General features: G+C 67.9%; 19 protein-coding genes. 10 read left to right on the top strand and 9 right to left on the bottom strand.

Going from position 1 to position 24,808, the window contains the following annotated elements; genetic code table 11:
* Positions 1 to 10: 10 nt before the first annotated feature.
* Complete coding sequence (locus tag BLS85_RS14790; protein ID WP_092787599.1) at positions 11 to 637, bottom strand: RNA methyltransferase; 627 nt, start codon at positions 635 to 637, stop codon at positions 11 to 13.
* 107 nt (positions 638 to 744) lie between these two features.
* Between BLS85_RS14790 and BLS85_RS14785 the strand changes: the two genes are divergently transcribed.
* On the top strand, positions 745 to 1,752 hold the full coding sequence (locus BLS85_RS14785) for an NADPH:quinone oxidoreductase family protein (protein ID WP_092787511.1): 1,008 nt from the start codon (positions 745 to 747) through the stop codon (positions 1,750 to 1,752).
* Positions 1,753 to 1,859: 107 nt separating this feature from the next.
* Here BLS85_RS14785 and BLS85_RS14780 read toward each other — a convergent pair whose 3' ends face one another.
* Complete coding sequence (locus BLS85_RS14780) at positions 1,860 to 2,648, bottom strand: protein phosphatase CheZ (protein ID WP_092787510.1); 789 nt, start codon at positions 2,646 to 2,648, stop codon at positions 1,860 to 1,862.
* 707 nt (positions 2,649 to 3,355) lie between these two features.
* Here BLS85_RS14780 and gpmI point away from each other — a divergent pair.
* The 5 genes from gpmI (at position 3,356) to BLS85_RS14755 (ending at position 10,474) form a co-directional block, all read left to right on the top strand.
* Positions 3,356 to 4,939 carry a 2,3-bisphosphoglycerate-independent phosphoglycerate mutase gene (gpmI, locus tag BLS85_RS14775; protein WP_092787509.1) on the top strand — a complete coding sequence of 528 codons (1,584 nt, stop codon included), beginning with the start codon at positions 3,356 to 3,358 and terminating at the stop codon, positions 4,937 to 4,939.
* On the top strand, positions 4,911 to 6,338 hold the full coding sequence (locus BLS85_RS14770) for a murein hydrolase activator EnvC family protein (RefSeq protein ID WP_092787508.1): 1,428 nt from the start codon (positions 4,911 to 4,913) through the stop codon (positions 6,336 to 6,338). Before gpmI ends, BLS85_RS14770 begins: the two co-directional genes overlap by 29 nt.
* Positions 6,335 to 7,645, top strand: a complete 1,311-nt coding sequence (locus tag BLS85_RS14765) for a S41 family peptidase (RefSeq protein ID WP_092787507.1) — start codon at positions 6,335 to 6,337, stop codon at positions 7,643 to 7,645. Before BLS85_RS14770 ends, BLS85_RS14765 begins: the two co-directional genes overlap by 4 nt.
* 383 nt (positions 7,646 to 8,028) lie before the next feature.
* On the top strand, positions 8,029 to 9,990 hold the full coding sequence (locus BLS85_RS14760; RefSeq protein ID WP_092787506.1) for a divergent polysaccharide deacetylase family protein: 1,962 nt from the start codon (positions 8,029 to 8,031) through the stop codon (positions 9,988 to 9,990).
* Positions 9,983 to 10,474 (top strand): RNA pyrophosphohydrolase, encoded by a 492-nt coding sequence (locus tag BLS85_RS14755; RefSeq protein ID WP_092787505.1) that lies wholly within the window; start codon positions 9,983 to 9,985, stop codon positions 10,472 to 10,474. Before BLS85_RS14760 ends, BLS85_RS14755 begins: the two co-directional genes overlap by 8 nt.
* Positions 10,475 to 10,651: 177 nt before the next feature.
* Here the strand turns inward: BLS85_RS14755 and serA are convergent, their stop codons facing one another.
* The 6 genes from serA to BLS85_RS14725 form a co-directional block, all read right to left on the bottom strand.
* The gene (gene serA, locus BLS85_RS14750) at positions 10,652 to 12,229 is read right to left on the bottom strand and encodes a phosphoglycerate dehydrogenase (RefSeq protein WP_092787504.1); all 1,578 of its coding nucleotides are present in this window, start codon (positions 12,227 to 12,229) and stop codon (positions 10,652 to 10,654) included.
* A 148-nt stretch (positions 12,230 to 12,377) separates the two neighbouring features.
* Positions 12,378 to 13,550, bottom strand: coding sequence for a phosphoserine transaminase (locus BLS85_RS14745; protein WP_092787503.1), 1,173 nt, complete (start codon positions 13,548 to 13,550; stop codon positions 12,378 to 12,380).
* 112 nt (positions 13,551 to 13,662) lie between these two features.
* Positions 13,663 to 14,370 (bottom strand): LrgB family protein, encoded by a 708-nt coding sequence (locus BLS85_RS14740; protein ID WP_092787502.1) that lies wholly within the window; start codon positions 14,368 to 14,370, stop codon positions 13,663 to 13,665.
* Positions 14,367 to 14,726, bottom strand: a complete 360-nt coding sequence (locus BLS85_RS14735; protein ID WP_092787501.1) for a CidA/LrgA family protein — start codon at positions 14,724 to 14,726, stop codon at positions 14,367 to 14,369. The genes BLS85_RS14740 and BLS85_RS14735 overlap by 4 nt, the downstream gene beginning before the upstream one ends.
* Before the next feature lie 17 nt (positions 14,727 to 14,743).
* Positions 14,744 to 15,088, bottom strand: a complete 345-nt coding sequence (locus BLS85_RS14730; protein ID WP_092787500.1) for a tRNA-binding protein — start codon at positions 15,086 to 15,088, stop codon at positions 14,744 to 14,746.
* Positions 15,089 to 15,205: 117 nt separating this feature from the next.
* Positions 15,206 to 15,553, bottom strand: coding sequence for a PilZ domain-containing protein (locus tag BLS85_RS14725; RefSeq protein ID WP_092787499.1), 348 nt, complete (start codon positions 15,551 to 15,553; stop codon positions 15,206 to 15,208).
* A 484-nt stretch (positions 15,554 to 16,037) separates the two neighbouring features.
* Between BLS85_RS14725 and BLS85_RS14720 the strand changes: the two genes are divergently transcribed.
* The 4 genes from BLS85_RS14720 (at position 16,038) to BLS85_RS14705 (ending at position 20,904) form a co-directional block, all read left to right on the top strand.
* The gene (locus BLS85_RS14720) at positions 16,038 to 17,714 is read left to right on the top strand and encodes a choline dehydrogenase (protein ID WP_092787498.1); all 1,677 of its coding nucleotides are present in this window, start codon (positions 16,038 to 16,040) and stop codon (positions 17,712 to 17,714) included.
* Positions 17,715 to 17,871: 157 nt separating this feature from the next.
* On the top strand, positions 17,872 to 18,336 hold the full coding sequence (locus BLS85_RS14715; RefSeq protein ID WP_143027210.1) for a hypothetical protein: 465 nt from the start codon (positions 17,872 to 17,874) through the stop codon (positions 18,334 to 18,336).
* A gap of 105 nt (positions 18,337 to 18,441) precedes the next feature.
* On the top strand, positions 18,442 to 19,428 hold the full coding sequence (acuI, locus tag BLS85_RS14710; protein ID WP_092787496.1) for an acrylyl-CoA reductase (NADPH): 987 nt from the start codon (positions 18,442 to 18,444) through the stop codon (positions 19,426 to 19,428).
* 60 nt (positions 19,429 to 19,488) lie between these two features.
* Positions 19,489 to 20,904 carry a cryptochrome/photolyase family protein gene (locus BLS85_RS14705; protein ID WP_092787495.1) on the top strand — a complete coding sequence of 472 codons (1,416 nt, stop codon included), beginning with the start codon at positions 19,489 to 19,491 and terminating at the stop codon, positions 20,902 to 20,904.
* A 130-nt stretch (positions 20,905 to 21,034) separates the two neighbouring features.
* Here BLS85_RS14705 and BLS85_RS14700 read toward each other — a convergent pair whose 3' ends face one another.
* Positions 21,035 to 24,667: a chemotaxis protein CheB gene (locus BLS85_RS14700; RefSeq protein WP_176793777.1), complete on the bottom strand. Its 3,633-nt coding sequence runs from the start codon at positions 24,665 to 24,667 to the stop codon at positions 21,035 to 21,037.
* Positions 24,668 to 24,808 lie beyond the last annotated feature (141 nt).

The raw sequence follows: 24,808 nt of genomic DNA, 5'->3' as shown, positions 1-24,808 counted from the left end.
CACCCCGGCCTCATGGCTCCCCGTCTCCCGCGCCGTCGCGCGACCGTCCGAACCGCTCCAGTTGCTCGGTCTCCGCCAGTTCGGCCAACGGCGGCGCCGCCCGATGAGCCTCCATGGTTCGGAAGGTGGGCCATCCGTGGACATGCCCGGCGAGCGGTTCACGCGGCCCGCCCTCCACCACCGGACGGGCCGCGAACCGACCCCGGCTGATGAGGCGGTCGTACAGGACCAGAACCCCGGCCATGCCCAGATTGAGGGAAAACCGGGTCGGGATTCTGACCACGTAGTCGCACCGCGCGGCCATGTCCGGCGACAAGCCGAAGCGCTCCGCGCCCAGGATGTAGGCCGCGCGCAGGGGGTGCTGGAAACTGGGCAGGTCGATGGAGTCATCGAACAGTTCGACCCCCACCAGCTTGCACCCCTCCGGCAGCACCATCGAGGCGGCGTCCGGGAAGGCATAGAACGGCATCTGCCCCTGGCTGTCGGATGTATCGGTGGTGTGCCCGGCGCGGCGCGGATAACTGGCGGCGACGGTGAAGACGAAGCTGGCGCCGAAGGCGTGCGCCGAGCGGAACACGCTGCCCACGTTGTAGGGCTTGCTGACCCGCTCGACGCCGATGCCGAAATAGCCGCGCATGGATTCCCCGCCCTTGTTTCGGTTTGGTGATCTCGCGAAATCCGGCATCATGCCGATCTGCCGGCCCCGATCAAGCCTCCCTTCCCAGTCTCTCCGGAGCCCCGCCCATGCGTGCCGTCGTCTGCCCCGCCGTATCCTCGTTCAAGGACCTTCGTGTCGAGGAGGTGCCCGCGCCGACCATGACGCCGGGCGGCGTGCGCATCCGCGTCGCCGCCGCCGGGTTGAACTTCGCCGACAGCCTCATCACGGCCGGGAAATATCAGGAGAAACCGGAACCGCCCTTCGTGCCCGGATTCGAGCTGGCCGGCACGGTGACGGAGGTGGCCAACGATGTCTCCGCCGTGCGCGTCGGCGACCGGGTGATGGCCATGCCAGGCCTGGGCGCCTTCGCCGAGGAGGCTGTGGTGCCCGAGGGCGCCGTCTGGCCGCTGGCCCAGGGCATGGACATGGCAACCGGGGCCGCCTTCCCCATCGCCTACGGCACATCGCACTTCGGGCTGTTCGACCGGGCCGCACTCCAGCCCGACGAAGTGGTGTTGATCCACGGTGCCGCCGGCGGGGTCGGGTTAACGGCCGTGGAATGCGCCAAGGCCGGCGGGGCCACCGTCATCGCCACGGCGGGCGGCGCCGACAAGCTGGCCACGGCCGCCGCGCACGGCGCCGATCACGGCATCGACTACAAGACCGAGGACGTGCGCGAGCGGGTGCTGGCGCTCACCCGCGGACGCGGCGCCGACGTGGTCTACGATCCGGTCGGCGGCGCGGTGTTCGACGCCTCGTTACGCTGTACCGCACCGGACGGCCGCCTGCTCGCCGTGGGCTTCGCCAGCGGCACGGTGCCGCAAATCCCGGCCAACCGCCTGCTGGTCAAGAACCTGTCGGTGATCGGGTTCTACTGGGGCGCCTACATGCGCATCGCGCCGCAGCGGGTCCGGGCGACCATGACCGCCCTGGCCGCGTGGTACGACCAGGGCCACCTGCGCCCGCGCGTCTCGGCCGAATACCCGCTCGACCGCGTGGTCGAGGCCATCGACGTTCTGCTGGGCCGGGGAACGACCGGCAAGCTGGTGCTGCGCATCGGGGAGGGGGAGAACACCGATCCGCCGGAATCGTAGGGCGGGTGACCGAAGGGCACCCGCCGTCCATCGGCATCCCCATCCCGGCGGCCGTCCTTCGGCCAGCCGCCCTACAATTGCTTCCAGTTTCCTCTGAAGTGCACCCCTCAATCGAACAGGGCGTCGATCTCGTCCTGGGAGATGCCCTTGTTGCCGGTCTGCGGGCCGTTGAGCAACTGGCGGTCCCGGTCTTCCTGGCTGACCCCGGCCGCCTCGTCCTCCGCCGCCACTACGAAACCCTCGCGGCCCCAGATGTCCATCATGCGGTCGATGCGGTCCTCGATGAACTTCATGGTATTGACGACCTTGGAGATGCGCTGGCCGGTCAGGTCCTGGAAGTTGCAGTGCTCGAACACGCCCAGGAGCTTTTCCTGAACCTCGTCGGCCAGATGCCGAATGTAGCTGTCCTTTTCCTGGGCTTGGATTTCGCTGATCTGGGCCGAGACCCCCTCGGCGATGTCGAGAATGCCGTTGGTGGCGTTTTCGGTGGCCTCAACGATGGCGTCCAGTTCATGCGCCATCACCGTCAACCGGTCACCGTCCGCGCGTTGGTCGCGCAATTTGGCCAGTTCGGTCTTGGTATCCTCGATACTGCGGGCCAGCGCGACGATCTCGGTGCGCATGACGCGCGCCTCTTCCACCTGACGGCGCACAGTGTCGGTCAAGCCGTCCTCGCCCACCTCCGGCTCGGGCGGCTGCGCCGGCGTGATCTCCTCGACCCGTGTTTCCAGGGCGCCGATCCGATCCGACAGGCCGCCGATGGCCGCCAGAATGGCCGCCGTGTCGGGATTCGGAGCACCGTCCCCCGTGCCCCCGCCTGCGTCGGAGGATGGACCCGCGCCCCCGCGCGAGACCCGTCGAAGTTCTGCCGTAAACGGACGTCGGCGCGTGGCCATGGCAGGCTCCTCCACTTGAGCGGACGCGACAACAGGACCCGATTTCGCGCCGACGCTAATCTCTTTATCCTAGCTAGACCATTTTCGGTCGAACTGGCAACCGTCGGGTCGGCGGGGCAGCAATTCTCAGGATGGCGGGAGAACACCGGTTGCGACCAGCGCCGGCCTGTTCTCCTCCCCCCTCCGGGGCTATCATATTCACACTTCTTCCCGCCGAAGCGGCGGCTCTTCGCTCGCGCGACAATGTGACTCGTCATTGCGAAGCCTCGTCGCAAGACGAGGGTGAAGCAATCCAGGGCACAAAACGCAAGTATCCGCCCTGGATTGCCCCATATCTTTTATTTGGGCTTCGCTCCTCGCAATGACGAGCAGGAGTAAAGTTGTGTGAATCGGATAGCCTCCGGGGGGAGGTCGGGAGGGGTTCGCGCCTGGGGCTCCCGACAGGACCCATCGGAGGCCGTGCGACCAAAATGAGAACTGCTGTCGGCGGGGGATGACGAACGCCCCCCCGCACCCCACATCTGGACCATCTGATTGCGAGGATGTCCCGTTTTGCCGGTCTGACAGGTCCGCGCAACCGTGCTACGGTGCCCCATGCTTTGACCGCGATCGTGACGTCGGCCCGGACGCGCTTGGCGCGTCCACATCTTAAGGACGCGCTCGGCGCGTCACCCTTGAAGACACTTCCGGAGCTCCGAGAGACCGCCATGACTGACACCACGCCGCGTCCCCGCCCCGTCGTTCTGTGCATCCTGGACGGATGGGGACACCGCGAGGACACCGCCGACAACGCCATCGCGCTCGCCAACACACCGAACTGGGACCGGCTGCTGCGCGACAACCCGCATGCCATGATCGAAACCAGCGGCGGCGACGTGGGCCTGCCGCACGGCCAGATGGGGAACTCAGAGGTCGGGCACATGAACCTGGGCGCCGGCCGGGTCGTGGTCCAGGACCTGCCCCGGATCGACGGCGCCGTGCGCGACGGCTCCTTGAGCACCAACCCGGCCTTGACCCGGTTCATCGACAGCCTGCGCAGCAGCGGGGGCACCTGTCACCTGATGGGCCTGATGTCCCCCGGCGGTGTGCATTCGCATCAGGACCACATGGTCGCCCTGGCCAAAATCATCGGCGAAGCCGGTGTCCCGGTGGTGGTGCATGCCCTGATGGACGGCCGCGACACACCGCCCTCGTCCGGCAAGGGCTACCTGGAACGGTTTCTGGCGGACGTGGCCGATGTGCCGGACTGTCGCGTGGGCATCGTCTCCGGCCGCTATTTCGCCATGGACCGGGACAATCGCTGGGACCGCGTGGAATTGGCCTACAACGCCCTTGTGGACGGCGACGGCATGGCCTCCGCAGACGATCCGCTGACCGGCATCCAGATGGCGTATGACCGGGGCGAGACGGACGAGTTCATCAAGCCCATGGCCATTGGCGGCTATGCCGGCATGGCCGAGGGCGACGGCGTGCTGATGGCCAATTTCCGCGCCGACCGGGCGCGCGAGATCCTGGCCGCCCTGCTCGATCCCGAATTCGACGGGTTCAAGCGCCGCCGTGTCGTGCGCGTCTCGGCGGCGCTGGGCATGGCGGAATACTCCAAGAACCACAATGCCTGGATGGACACCCTGTTCCCGCCGGAAACGCTGACCCGCATCCTGGGCGAGGTCGTGGCGGACGCCGGTCTGACGCAGCTTCGCATCGCCGAGACGGAGAAGTACGCCCACGTCACGTTCTTCTTCAACGGCGGCGAGGAAACGCAGTACGCCGGGGAGGATCGTATCCTGGTGCCCAGTCCCAAGGTGGCCACGTACGACCTTCAGCCCGAGATGAGCGCGCCGGAGGTCACCGACCGCATGGTCGAGGCCGTCGCCTCCGGCAAATACGACGTCATCATCCTGAACTACGCCAATGGCGACATGGTGGGCCACACGGGCATTCTTGAGGCCGCTCTGAAGGCCGCCGAGACCGTGGACCACAGCCTTGGGCGGCTGGAAACGGCGGTTCGAGACGCCGGCGGCGTCATGCTGGTCACCGCCGACCACGGCAATTGCGAGATGATGCGCGACCCCGAGACCGGACAGCCCCATACCGCGCACACGGTCGGCAAGGTGAACGCCATTCTGGTCAACGGCCCGGCAGGCACCGTGATGCACGACGGGCGACTGGCCGATGTCGCGCCGACGCTGCTGTCCCTGATCGGACTGCCGCGCCCCGATGAAATGACTGGCCAATCCCTTCTTTCAGGCGAGGAGACGCGCCATGCCGCGCGCGCCGGAGCCATGGCCTGAGCAATCCGCGCGCCCTTGCAGGCGAGTCGGAGCAACCGCCGGCGCGGTCGGCCTTGGCCTGCTGGTTGTCGGCGTGTTTCCGGCGCCACCGGTGTCCGGACAGACCCGAACGCCGGAAACCGAACTGCGCTCCATCGAGGAACGACTGGCGGCGGAACAGGCCACACGCGAAGATCTCGCGGCCAGACGGGAGGCCCTGGCGGACGAACTGCGCCGCGTCCGCACTCAGGTCATCGACAGCGCCGGGGCCGTTCAGGACGCCGAGGAAAGCCTGTCCGCCCTGGAAGACCGACTCGCGTCGCTGCATGCGGAACGTGATCGCATCGCCAACACGCTGTCGATGCGCGATGAACAGCTTGCCCGCATCCTGACGGCGATCCAGCGCCTTGCGTGGCGACCGACCGAAGCACTGCTGGTGCAGCCCGCGCCGCCGGCCGACACCGTGCGCGGCGCCATTCTGCTACGCGCCGCCATTCCCCAGATCGAGGAACGCGCCCGTGTGCTGGCTCGTGACCTGGAGTCCCTTCGCGGCCTGGATGCCGCCATCACCGCCCAGCGCGCCGAGATCGCCGACAAGACCGAGGCCCTGAAAGTCGCGCACGCCCGCCTTGAGGCGCTGTTCGACCACAAGGCGGCCTTGCAGCGCGATACCCTGGAACGCGAACGCGAGGCCGACCTTCGGGTGGCCCGCCTGGGGCGCGAGGCCGCCGATCTACGCGATCTGGTGCGCCGCCTGGAGGCCGAACAACATCGGCGCGAGAGCCTTGATGCCCTTCGCCGCGGCATGGAAGACCGCCGTCAGGGGCTTGAGGCCGCGTTGCGGGCGCAACTCGAGCAAGAGGAGGCGGCGGCGGTCGCGGTGGCCCGAAGCGACCCGGACACCGATCCCGAGGCCGAAGCAGACTCAGCCCCAGAGGACAGCGCCCCCCCCACCGCTGCCGCTGACACCGGACAGCCGCTGGCCGCCCCGCCCGAACCGGAACCGGTCCCGGCGCGCGCATTCGCGTCCGGTCGCGGCGCCATGCCCATGCCGGCCCGCGGCCGCATCGTCGCCCGCTACGGCGAGCCCGACGACAACGGGAGCGCCAGCAAGGGGGTGACCATCCAGACCCGCGAGCAGGCCCAGGTGGTAACCCCCTTCGACGGCACCGTGGCCTTCGCCGGTCCGTTCCGGGGGTATGGCCTTCTCTTGATCATTGAACACACCGACGGATATCATTCGCTGCTCTCCGGAATGAGTCGCCTGGATGCCCGGGTGGGCCAAAGCCTTCGGGCCGGAGAACCTGTCGGCGTCATGGGAGGGGGCACGCCCGCCCTTTATGTCGAACTGCGCCGGGACGGCCGGCCCATCAACCCCCTGCCCTGGTTGGCGGCGGGCTCAGACACTGGAAAGGGATGATGCGCAAAACCCTCGTGATCGTTGCAGCTAGCGCCGTCGCTCTGGCGGCCCTGGGAACCACGTATCTCGCGCCGCAAGCGTCGGCGCGCGACGACGAGACCTATCGGTTGATGGAGTTGTTCGCCACCGTGTTCGAGCGGGTCAAAAGCGACTACGTGGAGCCGGTTGAGGATCGCGAACTCCTGGAGGCGGCCATCAACGGCATGCTCACATCGCTCGACCCGCATTCCAGCTACCTGAACCAGGACCACTTCCGCGACATGCAGGTCCAGACCAAGGGCGAGTTCGGCGGTTTGGGGATCGAGGTCACGATGGAAAGCGGTCTGGTCAAGGTGGTCTCGCCCATCGACGACACGCCCGCCGCCCGGGCCGGCCTGGAGCCGGGCGATTACGTCACGCACCTGGACGGAGAGGCCGTCACCGGCCTGACCCTGAACGAGGCGGTGGACAAGATGCGCGGCCGCGTCGGCACCGACATCGTCCTGACCATTCGCCGCGAAAACCGCGAGCCCTTTGACGTCACGATCACGCGCGACATCATCACCATCAAGTCGGTGCGTCATCGGGTCATTGGAGACGACGTCGGCTACCTGCGCATCACCTCCTTTACCGAGCAGACGGACAGCGGCCTGCGCGAGTCCATCGCCGATGTGCAGGACCAGACGGGCGACGATCTGAAGGGGTTCGTGCTGGACCTGCGCAACAACCCCGGCGGCCTGCTGGATCAGGCCGTGGCCGTGGCCGACGCCTTCCTTGACAAGGGAGAGATCGTCTCCACCCGCTCCCGGGACCTCGACGACACCCAGCGCTTCAACGCGCGGCCCGGCGACATCGCCGAAGGCCTGCCGGTCGTGGTCATCATCAATGGCGGCTCGGCCTCCGCGTCCGAGATCGTGTCCGGTGCCTTGCAGGATCACGGCCGCGCGCTGGTGGTCGGCACCCAAAGCTTCGGCAAGGGCTCGGTGCAGACCATCGTCCCGCTGCCCGGCAACGGGGCCATGCGGATCACGACGGCGCGCTATTACACGCCGTCCGGACGATCCATCCAGGCCAAGGGGATCGAGCCCGACATCGATATTCCGGTCGCGCGCCTGGAAGTGGTGGACGCGCCCCACCGGCGCACCGAAGCCGACCTGCGCAACGCCCTCGACGTCAACAACGGCGAGGACGACGCGGCCAACGACAATGACCCGGGCGAGGGCGAGGATGGCGAGGACGGCACCATGGAGGACTATCAGCTGACCCGCGCCGTGGATCTTTTGCGTGGGCTGGCGCTGTACCGGGAGCGCATGGCACACCAACAGTAGCCTTGGCACCAGGCGTTCTCTCCCGGTTCGTCGTTCAACAGTTCTCGTTTTGGCCGCGCGGCCTGCGACGGGCCCTGTTGGGAGTTTCGGGCACGAAGCAAACTCCCTCCCCTGGATCGGGGAGGGCTGGGGTGGGGTTGAAAAAAAGCCCGTGGGGTTGATGCGGTAAACCGGGTCCGTACGGAAACCACCTCGCCCCCCTCCCAACCTCCCCCCGACGGGGGGAAGGAGAACAGGCTGGCACCGGCCGCAACCGGTATCCTTCCTCCATCCTGACAATGGCTGTTCTTCGTTCGCATCGTTTCCCTTGGCGCGCCTTTTCCGATATGATCCGAGAGTGCGCCGCAAGGGGGGCGATTAGACGCCTTTAGGAGAGTAAGGCCGTGAAACTGCCCGGCATGGCCCGGGGACACGGGAGAAAAAGGTCCAACGATCCACTCGGAGACCCGTTCGAGGGGATAGACCTGGACTCCGACCCCGCCGACGACGCTGCCCCATCCCGAGGCGGGCGATCCGCGATTGTCGGCGCCCCCGATGTCGATGACGACTTCGGCCTTCCTCCGGCCGAACCCCCGGACTCCGCCAGTGGCCTCGTCGCGCGGCTGTTCGGCAACCGTCCGGACGGCGGGGGCCATGATTTTCGAGGGTTCGAGGATCTGGACGGCAGTCCCCTGCGCGACCGCCAGGGCGGGTGGCAACGGCCCGCCATGATCGTGGCCGGACTGGCCATCGTCGGCGGCATCGGTGCCTGGGCTTACTCCAGCGGCGGCCTCGACGGACTCCTGGGCAGCGACGACACCGTGACGGCCGATGCCCCCGATCAAGGTGGCGATACCGACAAAACCGTGCAGGTCGTGGCCCCGGATCGTGTCGTCATGGCCCTGCCCCCCCTGACCACGCCATCATCGTCAGAGAATCAGCCTCCGGTGGTCGCCGACCCCACTGCGGCCACGGATCGTTCCCCCAACCGCCGACCGTGGTTGGACGGTGCCTCAGACGATTCGTCCCCGACGGAAGCGGCGTCAACCGACGCGACGCCGGATGGCCACGGCATGGCCGACACGGCGGACTCCCACGAGACCGAAACGCCGCCGCCCACCGATCACGGCACGCAGACCGCCGAGAACGCACATCAACAGACCGACGATCCGGCCGGCACCGCGCATGACGGCGGACCCGACACCCACGCTGAATCGCCGACGCAGATGGCCGACGCCGGTCATGACACCCCTGGCCAAACCGCGTCCCCATCGGGCGATCACGACCACCAAACGGACGGCGTGCGCGCCCGGGTCGACCTGGCCGCCCCCGACATCGACCTGCCCGATGTGCCCGGCCTGATGCCGGTCCCGGACGGCGTGGCACCGATGGCCGAGCCAGACGCGCCGAACCGCCTGAGAGAGTCGCCGCCGGTGCCCAGCTATGACCAGTTGGCCCAGGCCGACGGCACACGCGGCTATCCGCTGGCGTCGGCGCCGAAACGCGATCTGGTCGAGACCGGCCCCTACGGCCCGGTGCCGCGTGTCGGTCCGGACGGAACGCCGCCCTGGCAGGCGTACGCCGCGCGCGATCAGGCGCCGCCGGAGCTGCCGCGCGTGGCCATTGTCGTCCACGGCCTGGGCATGATGACGGACTCGCTTCAGGCCGCCGTCATGCGCCTACCCCCGGCGGTCACGTTGTCGTTCGCCCCATACGCCGACGCCTTGCCTGAAAAGATGCAGGTCGCGCGACAGGCGGGGCATGAGGTACTCTTGGACCTGCCCACGGAGGGCGCCGCGTTCCCCGCCCAGGACCCCGGCCCCCTGGGCATGCTGAGCGTGCTGCCGACCGATGAGACGCGCGACCGCCTGGATCAGCTTCTTGCCAAGGGGATCGGCTACGTCGGACTGCTGGCCACCGCTCCCGGACGCTTCACCAATGCGCCGGAGCCCATGGAGGCGGTCCTCAGCCGCATTCGGGAGGCCGGGCTGGTTTACCTGCACCAGGGAGAGGCCCGCGCCCTGGCCGCCAACCACCGTGTCCTGCCGCCCTTGCGCGCCGTGGACGTGGTCATCGATCAACGCGGCTTCGCCGAGAGCATCGACGCCCGTCTGGCGTATCTGGAACGAGTGGCCCTGGCCCGTGGCTCGTCCATCGGCATCATGACGGCGTCTCCGCTGGCCTTTGTGCGTTTGCGCGCGTGGGCCACCGATCTGCGCGCGCGCGGCGTGGCCCTGGCGCCGCTGTCGGCGGTGATTGAGCGCGGTGGTGGCGAACACGATGCCAGCGGCGGCGGTGGGGCTGCTCGAAACGAGACCCCGGCCGGGTCGGCCACCCACGCGGCGGACGCAGCGGACCATGGTTGACCCCTCACGGGACAGCAGCCCCTATCGGCGCGGCGTCGGGATCATGTTGACCAATCCGGACGGGCTCGTGTTTGTCGCCCAGCGCATCGACTTCAAGAGCGAGGCTTGGCAGATGCCCCAGGGCGGGATCGACCCGGGCGAGGATCCGCTTCAGACCGCACGGCGGGAACTGGAGGAGGAAACCGGCATCCCGCCTCGCCTGGCAACCCTGGTCGCCGAATCGGCAACGTGGCTGCGATACGATCTGCCGTCTGATCTGCGCGGCAAACTCTGGAAGGGACGCTACCGGGGACAGGAACAGAAGTGGTTCCTGATGCGCTTTCTGGGCCGGGACGAGGATGTCGTCCTGGAGACCGCCCACCCCGAATTCTCGGCCTGGAGGTGGGTCAGGCCAGAGCACACCGTGGATCTAATCGTCCCGTTCAAGCGCGACCTATACCGACAGGTTCTCGACGCGTTCGCCCCGCACCTGATCCCGGCGTGAGACCGAGGCCGGAGGAACAGGGCCGCGCGTAGGTTGGGGTGAGTGCAGCGAACCCCAACATCTGTCGGCCGGAGCCGTTGGGGTTCGGGGCGTTGCCCCTCACCCCAACCTACCGGGCGTCGAACATGGCCGTAGAACTTGTCCGAACGGCGTGGCGAATGCGTTGCTTTCCAGATTTCAGAACCGCAGCGGCTTCGCCTGCACCACATGCGGCAGGGCGCGTACCGCCTCCAGCGTCGCCGCCGGCACCGGTCCATCCACCTGCACCAGACAGATGGCCTGCCCGCCGGCGTCGGTGCGCCCCAGGTGGAATGAGGCGATGTTGATGCCCGAATCGCCCAACGTGGACCCCAGGCTGCCGATGAAGCCCGGCTTGTCCTCATTGATGAGGTACAGCATGTCCGGGCCCAGTTCGGCCTCCACCGGAATGTCGTTGATGCGCACGATGCGCGGCAGGGAATCGCCGAACAGCGTCCCCTCGACACTGCGGGTCTGACGCTCGGTCGTGACCTCCAGCCGGATCAGGCTGTGGTAGTTGCGACAGCTCTCGCTTTTGGTTTCCTTGATCTCGATGCCGCGCTCGCGGGCGACCACCGGCGCGCTGACCATGTTGACCGCCTCCAGCAGCGGCGTCAGCAGACCCTGCATGACGGCGGCGCTGAGCGGGCGGGTGTTCAACCCGGCCACATCGCCCTGGTACTCGATTCGCACCGACTTCAGGCCGCTTTCGGTGATCTGGCCGGCGAAGCCGCCCAACTCACCGCACAGTTTCATGTAGGGGCGCAGGCGGGGCGCCTCCTCGGCACTCACGGCCGGCATGTTCAGAGCGTTGGTCACGGCGCCGGTCAGCAGGAAGTCGCTGATCTGCTCGGCCACCTGCAGGGCGACGTTCTCCTGTGCCTCGGTGGTCGAGGCGCCCAGGTGCGGCGTGCAGACCACGTTGTCCAGGCCGAACAGCGGGTTGTCCTTGGCCGGTTCCTGTTCGAAGACGTCCAGGGCGGCCCCGGCCACATGGCCGCTCTCCAGCCCCGCTTTCAACGCGGCCTCATCGACGAGACCGCCGCGCGCGCAGTTGATGATGCGCACGCCGGATTTCATCCGCCCGATGGCCTCGGCACTGAGAATATTGCGGGTCTTGTCGGTCAACGGCGTGTGCAGGCTGATGATGTCGGACCGGGCGATCAGGTCGTCGAGGTCCACCTTCTCCACGCCCAGGTCGAGCGCCCGTTCCGGTGGCAGGAAGGGATCGAAGGCGATGACCCGCATGCGCAACCCGACGGCGCGCTCGGCGACGATGGACCCGATGTTGCCGCACCCGATGATGCCCAGCGTCTTGCCGGTCAGCTCGACGCCCATGAACTTGCTCTTCTCCCACTTGCCAGCGTGGGTGGAGGCGTTGGCCTGCGGGATCTGCCGGGCCAGGGCAAACATCATGGCGACGGCGTGCTCAGCCGTGGTGATGGCGTTGCCGTAGGGCGTGTTCATGACCACCACGCCCTTCTGCGTGGCGACCGGAATGTCGACGTTGTCGACGCCGATGCCGGCGCGGCCGACCACCTTCAGGTTGGTGGCGGCCTCCAGCACGTCCTTCGTCACCTTGGTGGCCGAGCGGATGGCCAGGCCGTCGTAGTCGCCGATGATGGCGATCAGTTCCTCGGGCTTGAGGCCCGTCTTCACGTCGACCTCAACACCGCGCGCCTTGAAGATATCGACGGCGCGCGGGCTGAGTTTGTCGCTCACCAGCACCTTGGGCATGGTGAAGTCCTTTCGTGATGATATGTCGCAGAGTTTGCTGACCCCGGGGCGATCGGCTGCCCGTAGGTTGGGGTAAGGCGCAACGCGCCGAACCCCAACACCGCAACGTTCGACCGGACGTGTTGGGGTTCGCTTCGCTCACCCCAACCTACGCCGAGGCCATCTCCGCCTTCACGACGGCCGCCGCCCAGTCGAGCCAGGGCAGCAGAGCCTGCATGTCGGCGGTCTCGACGGTGGCGCCGCCCCACAGGCGCAGGCCCGGCGGCGCGTCGCGATAGGCGCCGATGTCGAAGGCCACGCCCTCTTCGTCCAGCAGGGCCACCATGCGCTTGGCGGCCTTGGCCTGGGCGTCTTCGGGCAGGGCTGTGAACCAGTCGGCCACCACCTTGAGGCAGATCGACGTGGACGAGCGCGACGCCGCCTCGGCGGCCAGGAAGCCCGCCCAGTCGCTGTCGGCGACCCAATCCTCGACGGCCTTCAGGTTCGCTTGGGTGCGCGCCATCAGCACAGAGCGGCCGCCGATTCCCTCGGCCCAGGTCAACGCATCGAGCGCGTCCTCGACCGCCAACATCGACGGCGTGTTGATGGTCTCGCCCTTGAAGATGCCCTCGATCAGCTTGCCGCCCTTGGTCATGCGGAAGATCTTGGGCAGCGGCCACGGCGGCGAATACGACTCCAACCGTTCGACCGCGCGCGGCGACAGGATCAGCACGCCGTGCTGCGCCTCGCCACCCAGCACTTTCTGCCAGGAATACGTGGTCACATCGAGCTTGTCCCATGGCAGGTCCATGGCAAACGCGGCCGACGTGGCGTCGCAGATCGTCAGGCCGGCGCGGTCGGACGGGATCCAGTCGCCATTCGGCACACACACGCCGGAGGTGGTGCCGTTCCAGGTGAAGACCACGTCGCAGTCGAAATCGACCGCCGACAGGTCCGGCAGGGCGCCGTAGGGGGCATCGAGCTTACGGGTGTCGGACAGCTTGAGCTGCTTGACCACGTCGGTCACCCAGCCGGCGCCGAAGCTTTCCCAGGCCAGCATCTCGACGCCGCGCTCGCCGAGCAGCGACCACAGCGCCATCTCGACGGCGCCGGTGTCGGAGGCGGGAACGATGCCGATGCGGTAGTCGTCAGGCAGGCCCAGGAGGGCGCGGCTCTTGTCCATCACCGCGTTGATGCGGGCCTTGCCGGGCTTGGAGCGATGAGAGCGGCCGACCAGGGCGTCGGCGAGGGTGGCGGGGGTCCAGCCGGGGCGCTTGGCGCAGGGGCCGGAGGAGAAGTTCGGGTTTTCCGGCCGGGTGGCCGGTTTCTGCGGTGCGGTCATGTTGCCTCCCTTCCTTGCAGAAGGGTCGCGACCCGTTGGGGGGTCGTGGCCCGCCGACGGTCATAGGCCCCGGGCGGGGTGGGGTCAACCGGGAAAGCGGTTCGCGCTCCCCTCACCACACCAGCGGCAACAATACGGCTGTCATCACGCCGGCCAGTCCCATGGCCAGGCTGGCGTGGGCGCCAGTTTCCGGGCTTTCGTTGAAGGCCCGCGCCGTGCCGATGCCGTGGGCGGCCGCGCCCAGGGCGATGCCACGCGCCCTGGGGTCGCGCACCTTCAGCAGGGTCAGCAGCGGCGGCCCCAGCACCGCGCCCAGAATCCCGGTCAGGATCACCAGCACGGCGGTCAGCGAGGGCAGGCCGCCGATGCGCTCGCTGATGCCCATGGCAATGGGCGTGGTCACCGCCTTGGGCGCCACGGAAGCCACCGTGACGTCCTCGGCGCCGAACAGCATGGCAAGGCCGACGGCGCCCAGCGAGGCCACCACCACCGCCGCCGGCAGGGCCACGGCGATGCCGCGCCAGCTTCTGCGCAGCGTGCCCAGCGCCCGGTACAGCGGCACCGCCAGCGCCACCGTCGCCGGGCCGAGCAACACATGAATGAACTGCGCGCCCTCGAAATAGCGCGCGTAGGGAATGTCGGTCGCCCACAGCACACCGGCCAGCACGATCACCGACCACAGCACCGGGTTGGCCAGCGGGTGCAGGCCCAGCCAGCGGTACACCCGATCGGCCGCCAAATAGGCCACGATGGTCAGGGTCAGGCCGAACAACGGATCCCGCGCCAGATAGACCCAGATGTCGGACAGCCCGTCGATCATGGCCGACGCTCCATCAGGACCATCAGGGGGCCGGCGGTGGCGATGGCCGCCAGGGTGCTGCCGATCAGGGCCACGGCCAGCGGCACCGCCTCCGTGGCCAGCAGCGCGATGTGCGTCATCACCCCCACCCCGGCGGGCACGAACAGCAGCGACAGGTGGCCGAGCAGGACCCCGACCGCGCGCTCCAGCGACTCGGGCACGGCATCTCCGTCCCGCTTCAGCCAGCCGCGCACCCCCAGCGTCAGCAGCAGGGCGAGCATGCCCAGCACCGGACCGGGCACCGGCAGCGCCAGGGCGTGCCGCGCGGCCTCTCCGGCCAACTGGAACACCAGCAGCAGGGCGAGCCAGGGAAGCATGACCGTCGAGCCTCCCCTCAATGCATCCGCGCGCCCAGAGGCACGTCACGGTCGGGACCGATCAGCACCACCCGGCCCTCGGCGTCGGACAGGCCGAGCACCAGGCACTCGCTCATGAACGGGCCGATCTGCTTTGGGGAAAAGTTGACCACGGCCAGGACCTGCCGGCCGACCAGGGACTCCGGCGTGTAGTGATCGGTGATCTGGGCGGAGGATCTGCGCTCGCCGATGTCGGCCCCGAAGTCGATGCGCAGCTTGATGGCCGGTTTGCGGGCCTCCGGGAACGGCTCGGCGGCCACCACGCGACCGACGCGCACTTCGACCTTCAGAAAATCATCGTACCCAATGGTTTCGCCAAGCATGTCGGAAGCCCCCTCTTTCCAATCCGTCGCGCGGATCAGACCGCCCCGGCCGTCCGCCGTCAAGCGGACAGACTCGGCCGGCTCAGGGCAGCTTCGACCCGGGAGTCGGGAAAGACTCTACACCGACGCGTCTTGGGAGGACGCCGCGCCGCCGTTTTTCTCTTTCTCCAGGACAAGGCGGCGCTCCAGACGCTCAAGGAGGACGATCTGGCGCTCGTTCTCGATCATGAAGCGAAAAGCGACATGGTCCTTGGCCACGCGCGCCACCCGCGCCTTGAACCGGCCAAGAGACCGCACGTAAACAATCGCTTCGTCACCCACTTCCGGCTTCAGGTCCGTTTCGATGGCAATCCCGGAACCGGACACGTCCCGCAACGAACAGCGGACATCGTAGTCGGCATCCAGAATTAGGGTGGCGTCCTCGGCAAGTTGCCAGCGCGGCAAGTCGCGACGGTCGCTGTCCATGGTCCCTGCTCCATTGGCCCCGGTTCAGGTTTTCTGCGGCACGTCTCGGCCGCGCCTCGCGCGGACATGACCGAGCCACCATCATCGGCGGAATATACCGTGGCGGCAATGCAAATCACAGCCTTTGCGGCACGAAAACGCGCCCACGCGGAGCCGGGGACTGCCGCGCGGACGAAGAATGCTCCGAACCGACGTCGATTCGGGCCCCAATCAACGTCGGCGCGACGCTGGATTTCGGCGCGCCATGGTTCTACACCGGTCTTCCCGCGCCGTGGTCCGGCAACGCTTCGCTCCGAACACTTCAGGGGGAGACGAAATCGATGCGTGATCGCCATGGCGCGACCGGACGATCAATCCGGTCAGGACGGTGTTGTCGTTTGCCGGCGGGAATGATGTGATCGGGCGCGCCGCGTCGTCATCCAGACCCTTACGCCGGCTGATTGAGCATCCCTATCGAACCCGGTCGCGTGGAGGCCCCCTACCGATGTCCCATCCCATTGGCAGTTACGATTACATCATCATCGGCGCCGGCACGGCCGGCTGCGTGCTGGCCAACCGCCTTTCCGAGGACCCGGGCGTCAAGGTGCTGTTGATCGAGGCCGGCGGCCGCGACTGGTCCCCCTATCTCCACATGCCGGCCGGGTTCGCCCGCCCGCTGAAGTCCAAACGGCTCAACTGGGGCCACCAGAGCGATCCCGAGCCCTTCGCCGACAACCGCGTCATCAACCAGCCGCGCGGCCGCGTCTGGGGCGGATCGAGTTCAATCAACCGCATGGTGTACACCCGCGGCCATGCGCTGGACTATGAGCGCTGGGCCGAGGAAACCGGCGACCCGTCGTGGGGTTATGCCCACTGCCTGCCGTACTTCAGGAAGGCAGAGGATTTCCCCGAGATCGGCGACAGCCCCTTCCACGGCCGGGGTGGGCCGCTGAAGGTGACACGCGGCAACCGCTGGACCCCGGTGTACGACGCCTTCATCGAGGCCGGACAACAGGCCGGCTACCCCCGCACCGACGATCTCAACGGCGAGCATCAGGAAGGGTTTGGCCCCCTGGACATGACCGTGGGCCAGGGCCGACGGTCGTCCACCGCGACCGCCTACCTGCACCCGATCCTGCGACGCGTCAACCTGACCTTCCTAAGCCGCAGCCAAGTCTGCGCCATCCTGGTCAACAGCAAGGGCCGCACCCAGGGAATCGACGCGATGACGCCGAAGGGCGAGCGCAAGCTGCGGGTGACGCGCGAGGTCATTCTCGCCGCCGGCGCCATCAACTCGCCGCTGCTGCTGATGCTGTCGGGCATCGGCGACCCCGAGATCCTGGAGGATCTCAACATCCCCGTCATCTCGCCGCTGCCCGGGGTGGGCGCCAACCTTCAGGATCACCCGGAAGTCTACATCCAATACAAGTGCAAAACCCCGCAAACGCTGTACGGCACCCAGTCAGGCCTGCGTCAAGCCTCGATCGCTCGGGAATGGTGGTCGCGCGGCACCGGCCTGGGCGCCACCAACCACTTCGAGGCCGGCGGGTTCATCCGCTCCGAATCGGGCGTGCGTCATCCAAATCTGAAAGTCCACGTCCGGCCCACCGCTGCCGCCTACGATGGCAGCGATTTGAAACCGATGCACGCCTATCAGGCCCATGTTGGCCCCGTGCGCCCCGAAAGCCGGGGCCGCGTGGTGCCCTATTCCGACAATCCGATGGAACGGGCACGGATTCAGTTCAACTATCTGTCCACCGAAACCGACCGCCGCGAGATGCGCGACGCTGTCAAACTGACCCGCGAAATCATGACCCAGCCGGCCCTGACACCGTTCAACGACGGCGAACTGGCGCCCGGCCCGGACGTGACGAGCGACGCCGACCTCGACGCCTGGATCCGCCAGACCGTGCAGAGCGCCCATCACCCCGCCGGCACCTGCGCCATGGGGCCCGAGTCCGACCCCATGGCCGTGGTCGACACTTGGGGCCGCGTGCGGGGCGTAGAGGGTTTGCGGGTGATCGATGCCTCGATCATGCCCAGCATCGTCTCCGGCGACCTGACCGCCCCCACCATCATGCTGGCCGAAAAGATTGCCGACGGAATCCGGGGGCGCGATCCCGAGCCGCCGGAGACCGTGCCTGTCCACATCGCCGAAGACTGGGAAACGAAGCAGCGCTGACCGGACGCCGGATCGGATCGGATCGGATGGGGTGGGGCCGGGTCACCCGCCGATCCTCGCCCGGTGCGATCCAGAGGTTCGGCCCAGAGGTTCGGCCCAGAGGTTCGGCGACGCGCAGAGGCCGCAGGGCATCATCGGTCGAAAGGGGGGCACGCCCATGTCACGCACACCAAGACGCGCCGTCTTACGGTCACCGGCCGCCCTCTTTCTGGCCCTGCTCCTGTTCGCGCTTGGACTGGGACCCGCATCGGCCCGGGCCCAGGACGCATTGGTGGGCGCGTGGCAGGGCCATGGCATGGACCCGTCCAGCGGCGCGGTCATCGGCATGGAATACCTGTTCAATGCGGACGGCACGTTCCAGAAGTCGCTCGGCATGCAACTCGGGGTCTCCGGCGGCTACACCTGGGTCGCCGGCATCTGGTTCACCGAGGGCGAGTGGCTGCGGCTGGAGGTCCGCGAGCACTATGACACGCACCAGGGCAGCAGGGGACCACGTCCGCCCGGAGAACTGTGGGTCTGGCGGCTCCTGGAGCCGGCCACACTGCAACTAACCCATTCCCTGTGCGTGCAACAGCAGATCAACCGCCCGGACTGTGTTCTGATCCTGCAACGTGTGCGCTGAAACCGCCGCCGTCGGCGCGGCACAGGATCGGTGATGACGCCGGCCTTGCCGGGCTGTTAAAGGTGGACCATGTCATCCCCTGAACCTTTTTGGGAAGGACACCGCATGTTCAAGGCCATCCTGCTGACCCGCAACGAAGACAAGTCCACCAGCGCCACCGTGGCCGAGGTGGATGAGGCCGATCTGCCCGAGGGCGACGTCACCGTCGCCGTCAGTCACTCCACCCTGAACTACAAGGACGGACTGGCCATCACCGGCAAGGGTCCGGTGGTGCGGTCATGGCCGATGATTCCCGGCATCGACTTCGCCGGCACGGTGACCGACAGCGGACACGCAGATTTCAAACCGGGCGACCCGGTGGTGCTGAACGGCTGGGGCTTGGGCGAAACCCGCTGGGGCGGCCTGGGCGCCGTGGCCCGCGTGCCCGGCGACTGGTTGGTGCCGCTGCCATCGGCCTTCACCCCGGCGCAGGCCATGGCCATCGGCACGGCGGGGTATACGGCGGCCCTCGCAGTGCTGGAACTGACCCGTCAGGGCGTCACGCCGGACAAGGGACCGGTGCTGGTCACGGGCGCCAACGGCGGCGTCGGCGGCGTCGCCATCTCCCTGCTGGCGAAGCAGGGCTTCGAGGTCGTGGCCCTGACCGGCCGTACCGGCGAGGCCGACTACCTCAAGAGCCTGGGGGCCGCCGACATCATGGACCGCGCCGAGTACGCGGGCGCCGCCAAGCCCCTGGGCAAGGAACGCTGGGCCGGTGCGGTCGACGCGGTGGGCAGCCATACCCTCGCCAACGTGCTGTCGCAGATGAAGTACTTCGGCACCGTGGCGTCGTGCGGCTTGGCCAGCGGCATGGACCTGCCGTCATCGGTGGCGCCGTTCATCCTGCGCGGGGTCAAGCTGTGCGGCATCGAGAGCGTGTACATGCCGAAGCCGGAGCGGCTGGCCGCCTATGAGTTGCTGGCGCGCGATCTCAACGCCGCCCATCTCGCCGCCATCAGCCACGAGATCGGGCTGTCGGAGACCATCGACGCCGCCGGCCGCCTGATGGACGGGCAAGTGCGCGGCCGCCTCGTGGTGGACATGGCGCGGTAGGGGGTCAATCGCGGCGGCAGTGTCCAGCCATTTGATCCCGCACAAGATCGGATCCCGCCCGTGACCACGCCCGTTCTGCTGTGGCTGCGCCGCGACCTGCGCTTGGCCGATCACCCCGCCCTGACCGCCGCCGTCGCCACCGGCCGCCCGGTCATCCCGGTCACCATCCTCGACGGCGAGGACGAGTCCGCCCGTCCGCTGGGCGGCGCGGCGCGGTGGTGGTTGCACGGCTCCCTGGCCGCGCTGGCTCGCGACCTGGAGGCCCGGGGCTCGCGCCTGACCCTGCGGCGCGGCCCGGTGCGCCCGGCGCTGGAGGCGCTGATCCGCGAGACCGGGGCCGAAGCGGTGTTGTGGACGCGCCGGCCCGGGACCGACGAGGCGCCGCTGGCCGATCATCTCGCCGCGCTAGGTGTGACGGCGCGGCGCTTTGGCGGCGCGCTGCTCCACGAGCCGGAGACCGTGCGCACCCGACAGGACACGCCGTTCCGGGTCTTCACCCCGTTCTGGAAGCACCTGCAAACGCTGGAACCGCCGCCGCGCCCCCGGGCGGCGCCGGACCACATCCCGGCGCCCACCGTCTGGCCCGCCGGCGACGCGCTCGCCGACTGGCCATTGCGTCCGGAGGCTCCGGACTGGGCCGGCGGGCTGCGTGCCACCTGGACCCCGGGCGAGGCGGCGGCGCGTGACCGGCTCGAAGCCTTTCTCGATGAGGCCATGGCGGGTTATGACACCCGACGCGACGCGCTCGCCGACGACGGCACGTCCCGGCTGTCTCCCCATCTGTGCTTCGGCGAGATCGGGCCGCGCCAGATCTGGCATGCGGTGCGCGACCGCCTCCCCTCCGCCGGAGCCGAGGCGTTCCTGCGCGAACTCGGCTGGCGCGAGTTCTGCCATCACCTGCTGCACCAACACCCGGCGATGGCCGAGGCCCCCTTGCAGGCGCGGTTCGCCCGGTTTGCGTGGCGTGACGACCCGGACGGCCTGCGGGCGTGGCAACGGGGCATGACCGGCTTTCCGGTGGTGGACGCGGCCATGCGCCAGCTCTGGCACACCGGCTGGATGCACAACCGGGCGCGCATGATCGCCGGCTCGTTCCTGGTCAAGGACCTGTTGATCGACTGGCGCGCCGGTGAGCACTGGTTCTGGGATACCCTGGTGGACGCCTGCCCGGCCAACAATCCCTGTTCCTGGCAATGGGTGGCCGGCTGCGGCGCGGACGCCGCGCCCTATTTCCGGGTGTTCAATCCCGTCCTTCAGGGCGAGACGTTCGATCCGGAGGGCGCCTACGTGCGGCGCTGGGTGCCGGAGTTGGCCAGCCTGCCGTCCCGCTGGATCCATGCTCCGTGGCGGGCGCCGGCCCCGGCCCTGCGCGAGGCGGGGGTGCGCCTGGACGAGACCTACCCGGCCCCCATCGTCGATCACGCGGCCGCGCGAACGCGGGCACTGGCCGCCTTCGCCGACAGCGGATCGGGATAGGGGAAGCGCACGGATCCCTGGGATTCGGCTCAAAGACGGCCCGACGAAAAGGCGTAGGGCGGCTGGCCGAAGGACAGCCGCCGGGGTGGCGTCGGGCGGCGGGTGCCCTGCGGTCACCCGCCCGACGGTCCTATGACGCGTCGCCCGCCTCCGGCGGTATTTCCAGCGTCACTTCCAGGCCGCCGCCCTCCGCCTGAGACAACGCGGCCCGGCCACCATGCAGGTGCATGATCTGAGCAACCAAAGAAAGCCCGAGTCCGGTTCCCTCCACCGTCGGATCATCCCGACTGCCCCTGAAAAACGGCTCGAATGCCTTTTCCATGTCCTCCTCGGACATCCCGGGCCCCTGATCGGTGACGGTGAGGCGCACGCCACCGTTCGGCCCCAGCAGACGGGCGCGGACCCGCACGGTGCCGTTCGGGGGGCCGTACTTGAACGCGTTGGTCAGAAGGTTCACCAGGACCTGGGTCAAACGCACGGCATCCGCATGCACCGTCAGGCCGGCCGGTTCGATGTCCACATCAACAATCGGCTCCGCCCCTCGCACCTGCGGACGTGCCGTGCCATCGGCCGTCCGCACCAAGTCCTCAAGCCCCACGGTCTCCGGCCTCAAGGTCAGACGGCCGGCCTCGATCCGCGACAGATCCAGAATGTCGTTGACGAGCTGGTTCAGATACTGGCTGGCCCGCTGGACTGTTTCCAGCACGTCCCGCTGCGCGTCCGTGACCTCGCCGTAGATGCCGGCCCTGATCGCGTCGCTGAATCCGATGATGGCGTTCAGCGGCGTTCGGACATCATGGCTGAGGTTAGCGAGGAACCGGCTCTTGGCGGCGTTGGCCTCGTCGGCCCGGCGGACCGCCGCCTCGCGCTCCTCCGTCAGGCGGCGTTCCCCGGTGATGTCGCGGAAGATGGCGATGGACGCCATGACTGCGCCCTGATCGTCGCGCACCGGCGCCGCGCTGATGGCCAAATCATAGAAACTGCCGTCCGGGCGCACCATCCGGCCTGTTTCCGCCAACGGACCGCCTGCCCGCAGCGCGCGCAGGCTGATCCAGTCGTCCACTTCGATGGGCGTACCATCGAAGCGAAACCCCTCGCCCCAATAGACCGGCCCCTCCCGGACCGGCTTGCCGCCCGGATCACCGGAGGCCATGCGCCGCGCCGCGTCGTTGACCAGCATCATGTTTCCATCCACGTCGGTGACGACGATGCCTTCCGTCGCCTGGCGCATGACGGAGTCAAACAGGTTGCGCTGGCGCATGGCTTCCCGCTGGGCGCGGACTTCCTCGGTGATCTCCACGAAACTGACGACCACGCCATCGTAGCGGCCATCCCCGGTGCGGTAGGGATTGATGCGCTCGCTGTACCAGCGATCATCCTCGGCCATGATCACGGTCACGCACGGACGCAGCACACGGGCAACCTCCTCAACGCGGTCGTGCAGGTTTCCGTCCGAAATGTCGAACCGCAGTTCCCGGGCCGGACGCCCCAAATCGCTGGCGCGCAGCTTGAGCAGACGCCCCGCCTGCGGTGTGAAGCGGCTGATGATGCCGTCCCTGTTAATGAAGATCACCGCAATGTCGGTGGCATCAAAAATATTGGTCAGGTCGTCGTTTGTTTTTTCCAGCTCCAGCACCTTTTCCTGAAGCTGAGAATTGACCGTGGTCAACTCCTCATTGAGCGACTGGAGTTCCTCGCGGGATGTTTCCAGTTCCTCGTTGGTGGACTGGAACTCCTCGTTCATGGACATGACCTCCTCGTTGGAGGCCTTCAGTTCCTCGTTGGATGTTTCCAGTTCCTCGATGGTGGATTGCAGGTCCTCGCGGGTCGCGGTCAGTTCCTGTTCCAGTTGCGCGACAATCCCGGAGGAGCCGCCCTCGTCATCGGACACGACGGTCTCGGCCGATTCCTCGTGAAAGGCGACCAGGTACATGGGCTCGCCGGCCCGGTCGCTCTGCACCGTCATCACGCTGAGGCGGACGGGGACACGGCCGCCATCCTCGCACCGCATCTTGGCCGGCTCACCCACGAGGGGGCCCGCATTCTTGGCGACGGCGCGCATCAGCGCGCGCAGGCGGGTTTTCAGCCCGGGGCGCAGCAGGTCCAGCAGGTTGCGGGTCGGCTCTCCCGACGGCTGGGACAGGAACCGGGCGGTTTCCCCATGATAGAACCGGATGTCATACCCCCGGTCCACGAGAACGCACGGTGGCGCCAGATGATCCAGAATGGCGCGCGTCGCCACATCCCGGATGGGCTGGGCCGGCACCTGCCGTTGGCCGCCACTCGGCGCCGAGTATTGGTACGCCATCGGCGGCGAGGTCAGCGGCGCCACCACCGTTCGATCCGTGCGCCGGTACAGGCGGTGCTTCTTCGACACGATGGAGAACTGTTCCTCCGCCCGGCCGACGCTTTCCGACGACCCGAGGAGCAGGAACCCGCCCGGCCGCAGGGCGAAGGAAAACAGGCCCATGACCCGTTCCTGCACATCGTTCTTCAAATAGATCAGCAGATTCCGGCAACTGATCAGGTCGATACGAGAAAACGGCGGATCGGTCAGCAGGTTCTGTTCCGCGAAGACCACGACATCCCGCAACGCCTTGCCGACGACGTAATCGGACTCATTGCGGGTGAAGTATCGGTTCAGCCAGCGGTCGGACAGATCGCCGGCGATGCCCTCCGCATAAACCCCCTCCCGGGCGACCCGCAGGGCATCGCCATCGACATCTGTGGCGAAGATCTGCAAGGGCCGCTTGCGCAGGCCCTGCTCCATGCAGTCCAGCACCAGCATGGCGATGGTGTAAGCTTCCTCGCCGGTGGCGCAGCCAGGCACCCAGATGCGCAAAGGGTCGTTGTCCCCGGCCGCGATCAGTTCGGGCAACGCCTGTTTCTGGAGGGTTTCAAAGACCTCCGGATCGCGGAAAAAACTGGTGACACTGATCAGAAGGTCGCGCGACAGCGCCCGGCGTTCCCCGGGATCGGTGCGCAACAGGGACAGGTATTCGTCGGCGTCCTCCACACGCACCATGCTCATGCGCCGCTCGATGCGCCGCAGAACGGTGCTGGTCTTGTAGAAGCGGAAGTCCATGCCGCTCTGGTGGGCCAGCACGGACATCAGGCGATTGAACTCCGACGGCGCGGCGGCCTGCCCTTCCTCGCGGCCGCGCGCCCGCACCCGCCGCTCGAACGCCTGCAGGGTCGGCGGCATGTCGGCAATATCCAGCGCGCTGTCCACCACGCCGGTCATCATCGCACTGGTGGGCATGCCGTCGTAGTCGGCGGTCGCCGGGGTCTGGACAAGGCACAGGCCGCCGCGTTCCTTGACCTCGCGCAAGCCCAGGGAGCCGTCGGTGCCGGTGCCGGACAGAACGATGGCCGCCGCGTCCTCCGCCCGCTCCGCCGCCAGCGAGCGGAAGAAGGTGTCGATGGCCATGCGCTCGCCGCGCCGCGCCGTGGGCTGGATCAGCCGCAAGCGGCCGTCCTGCAACACCACATGCTGCCCGGGTGGGATCATGTAGACGTGATCGCGCTCCGGCAGGGTGCCGTCCTCGATCTCGCGCACCGACATGGTGGTGCGGCGCGACAGCAGGTCGGTCATCATGCTGGGATGTTCGGGGTCCAGGTGCTGGATAAAGACGAAGGCCATGCCGGTGTCGGGCGGCATGACCTCCAGCAGGATCTGGAAGGCTTTCAGCCCCCCCGCCGACGCCCCGACGCCGACCAGAAGCGGTACGGCCGGCTCGGAACTCGCTTGTGTCCTGGTCATCCCCCGCCTCTCACGTGTCCTAAGTGTCTGTCCGAGAGGTTCATGAGTCAAAACAACCAGTTGAAGAGTTTGGTTGATCCCGCCTCTGTAGCCTGATTCCCTGCCAAGAGGACCTGATGTCAGGGAGAGGGTCATGTGGAC

This window comes from Rhodospira trueperi (assembly GCF_900101965.1).
In the GTDB taxonomy this organism is placed as follows: domain Bacteria; phylum Pseudomonadota; class Alphaproteobacteria; order Rhodospirillales; family Rhodospirillaceae; genus Rhodospira; species Rhodospira trueperi.
This window is presented reverse-complemented; position numbering and strand designations above follow the sequence as displayed.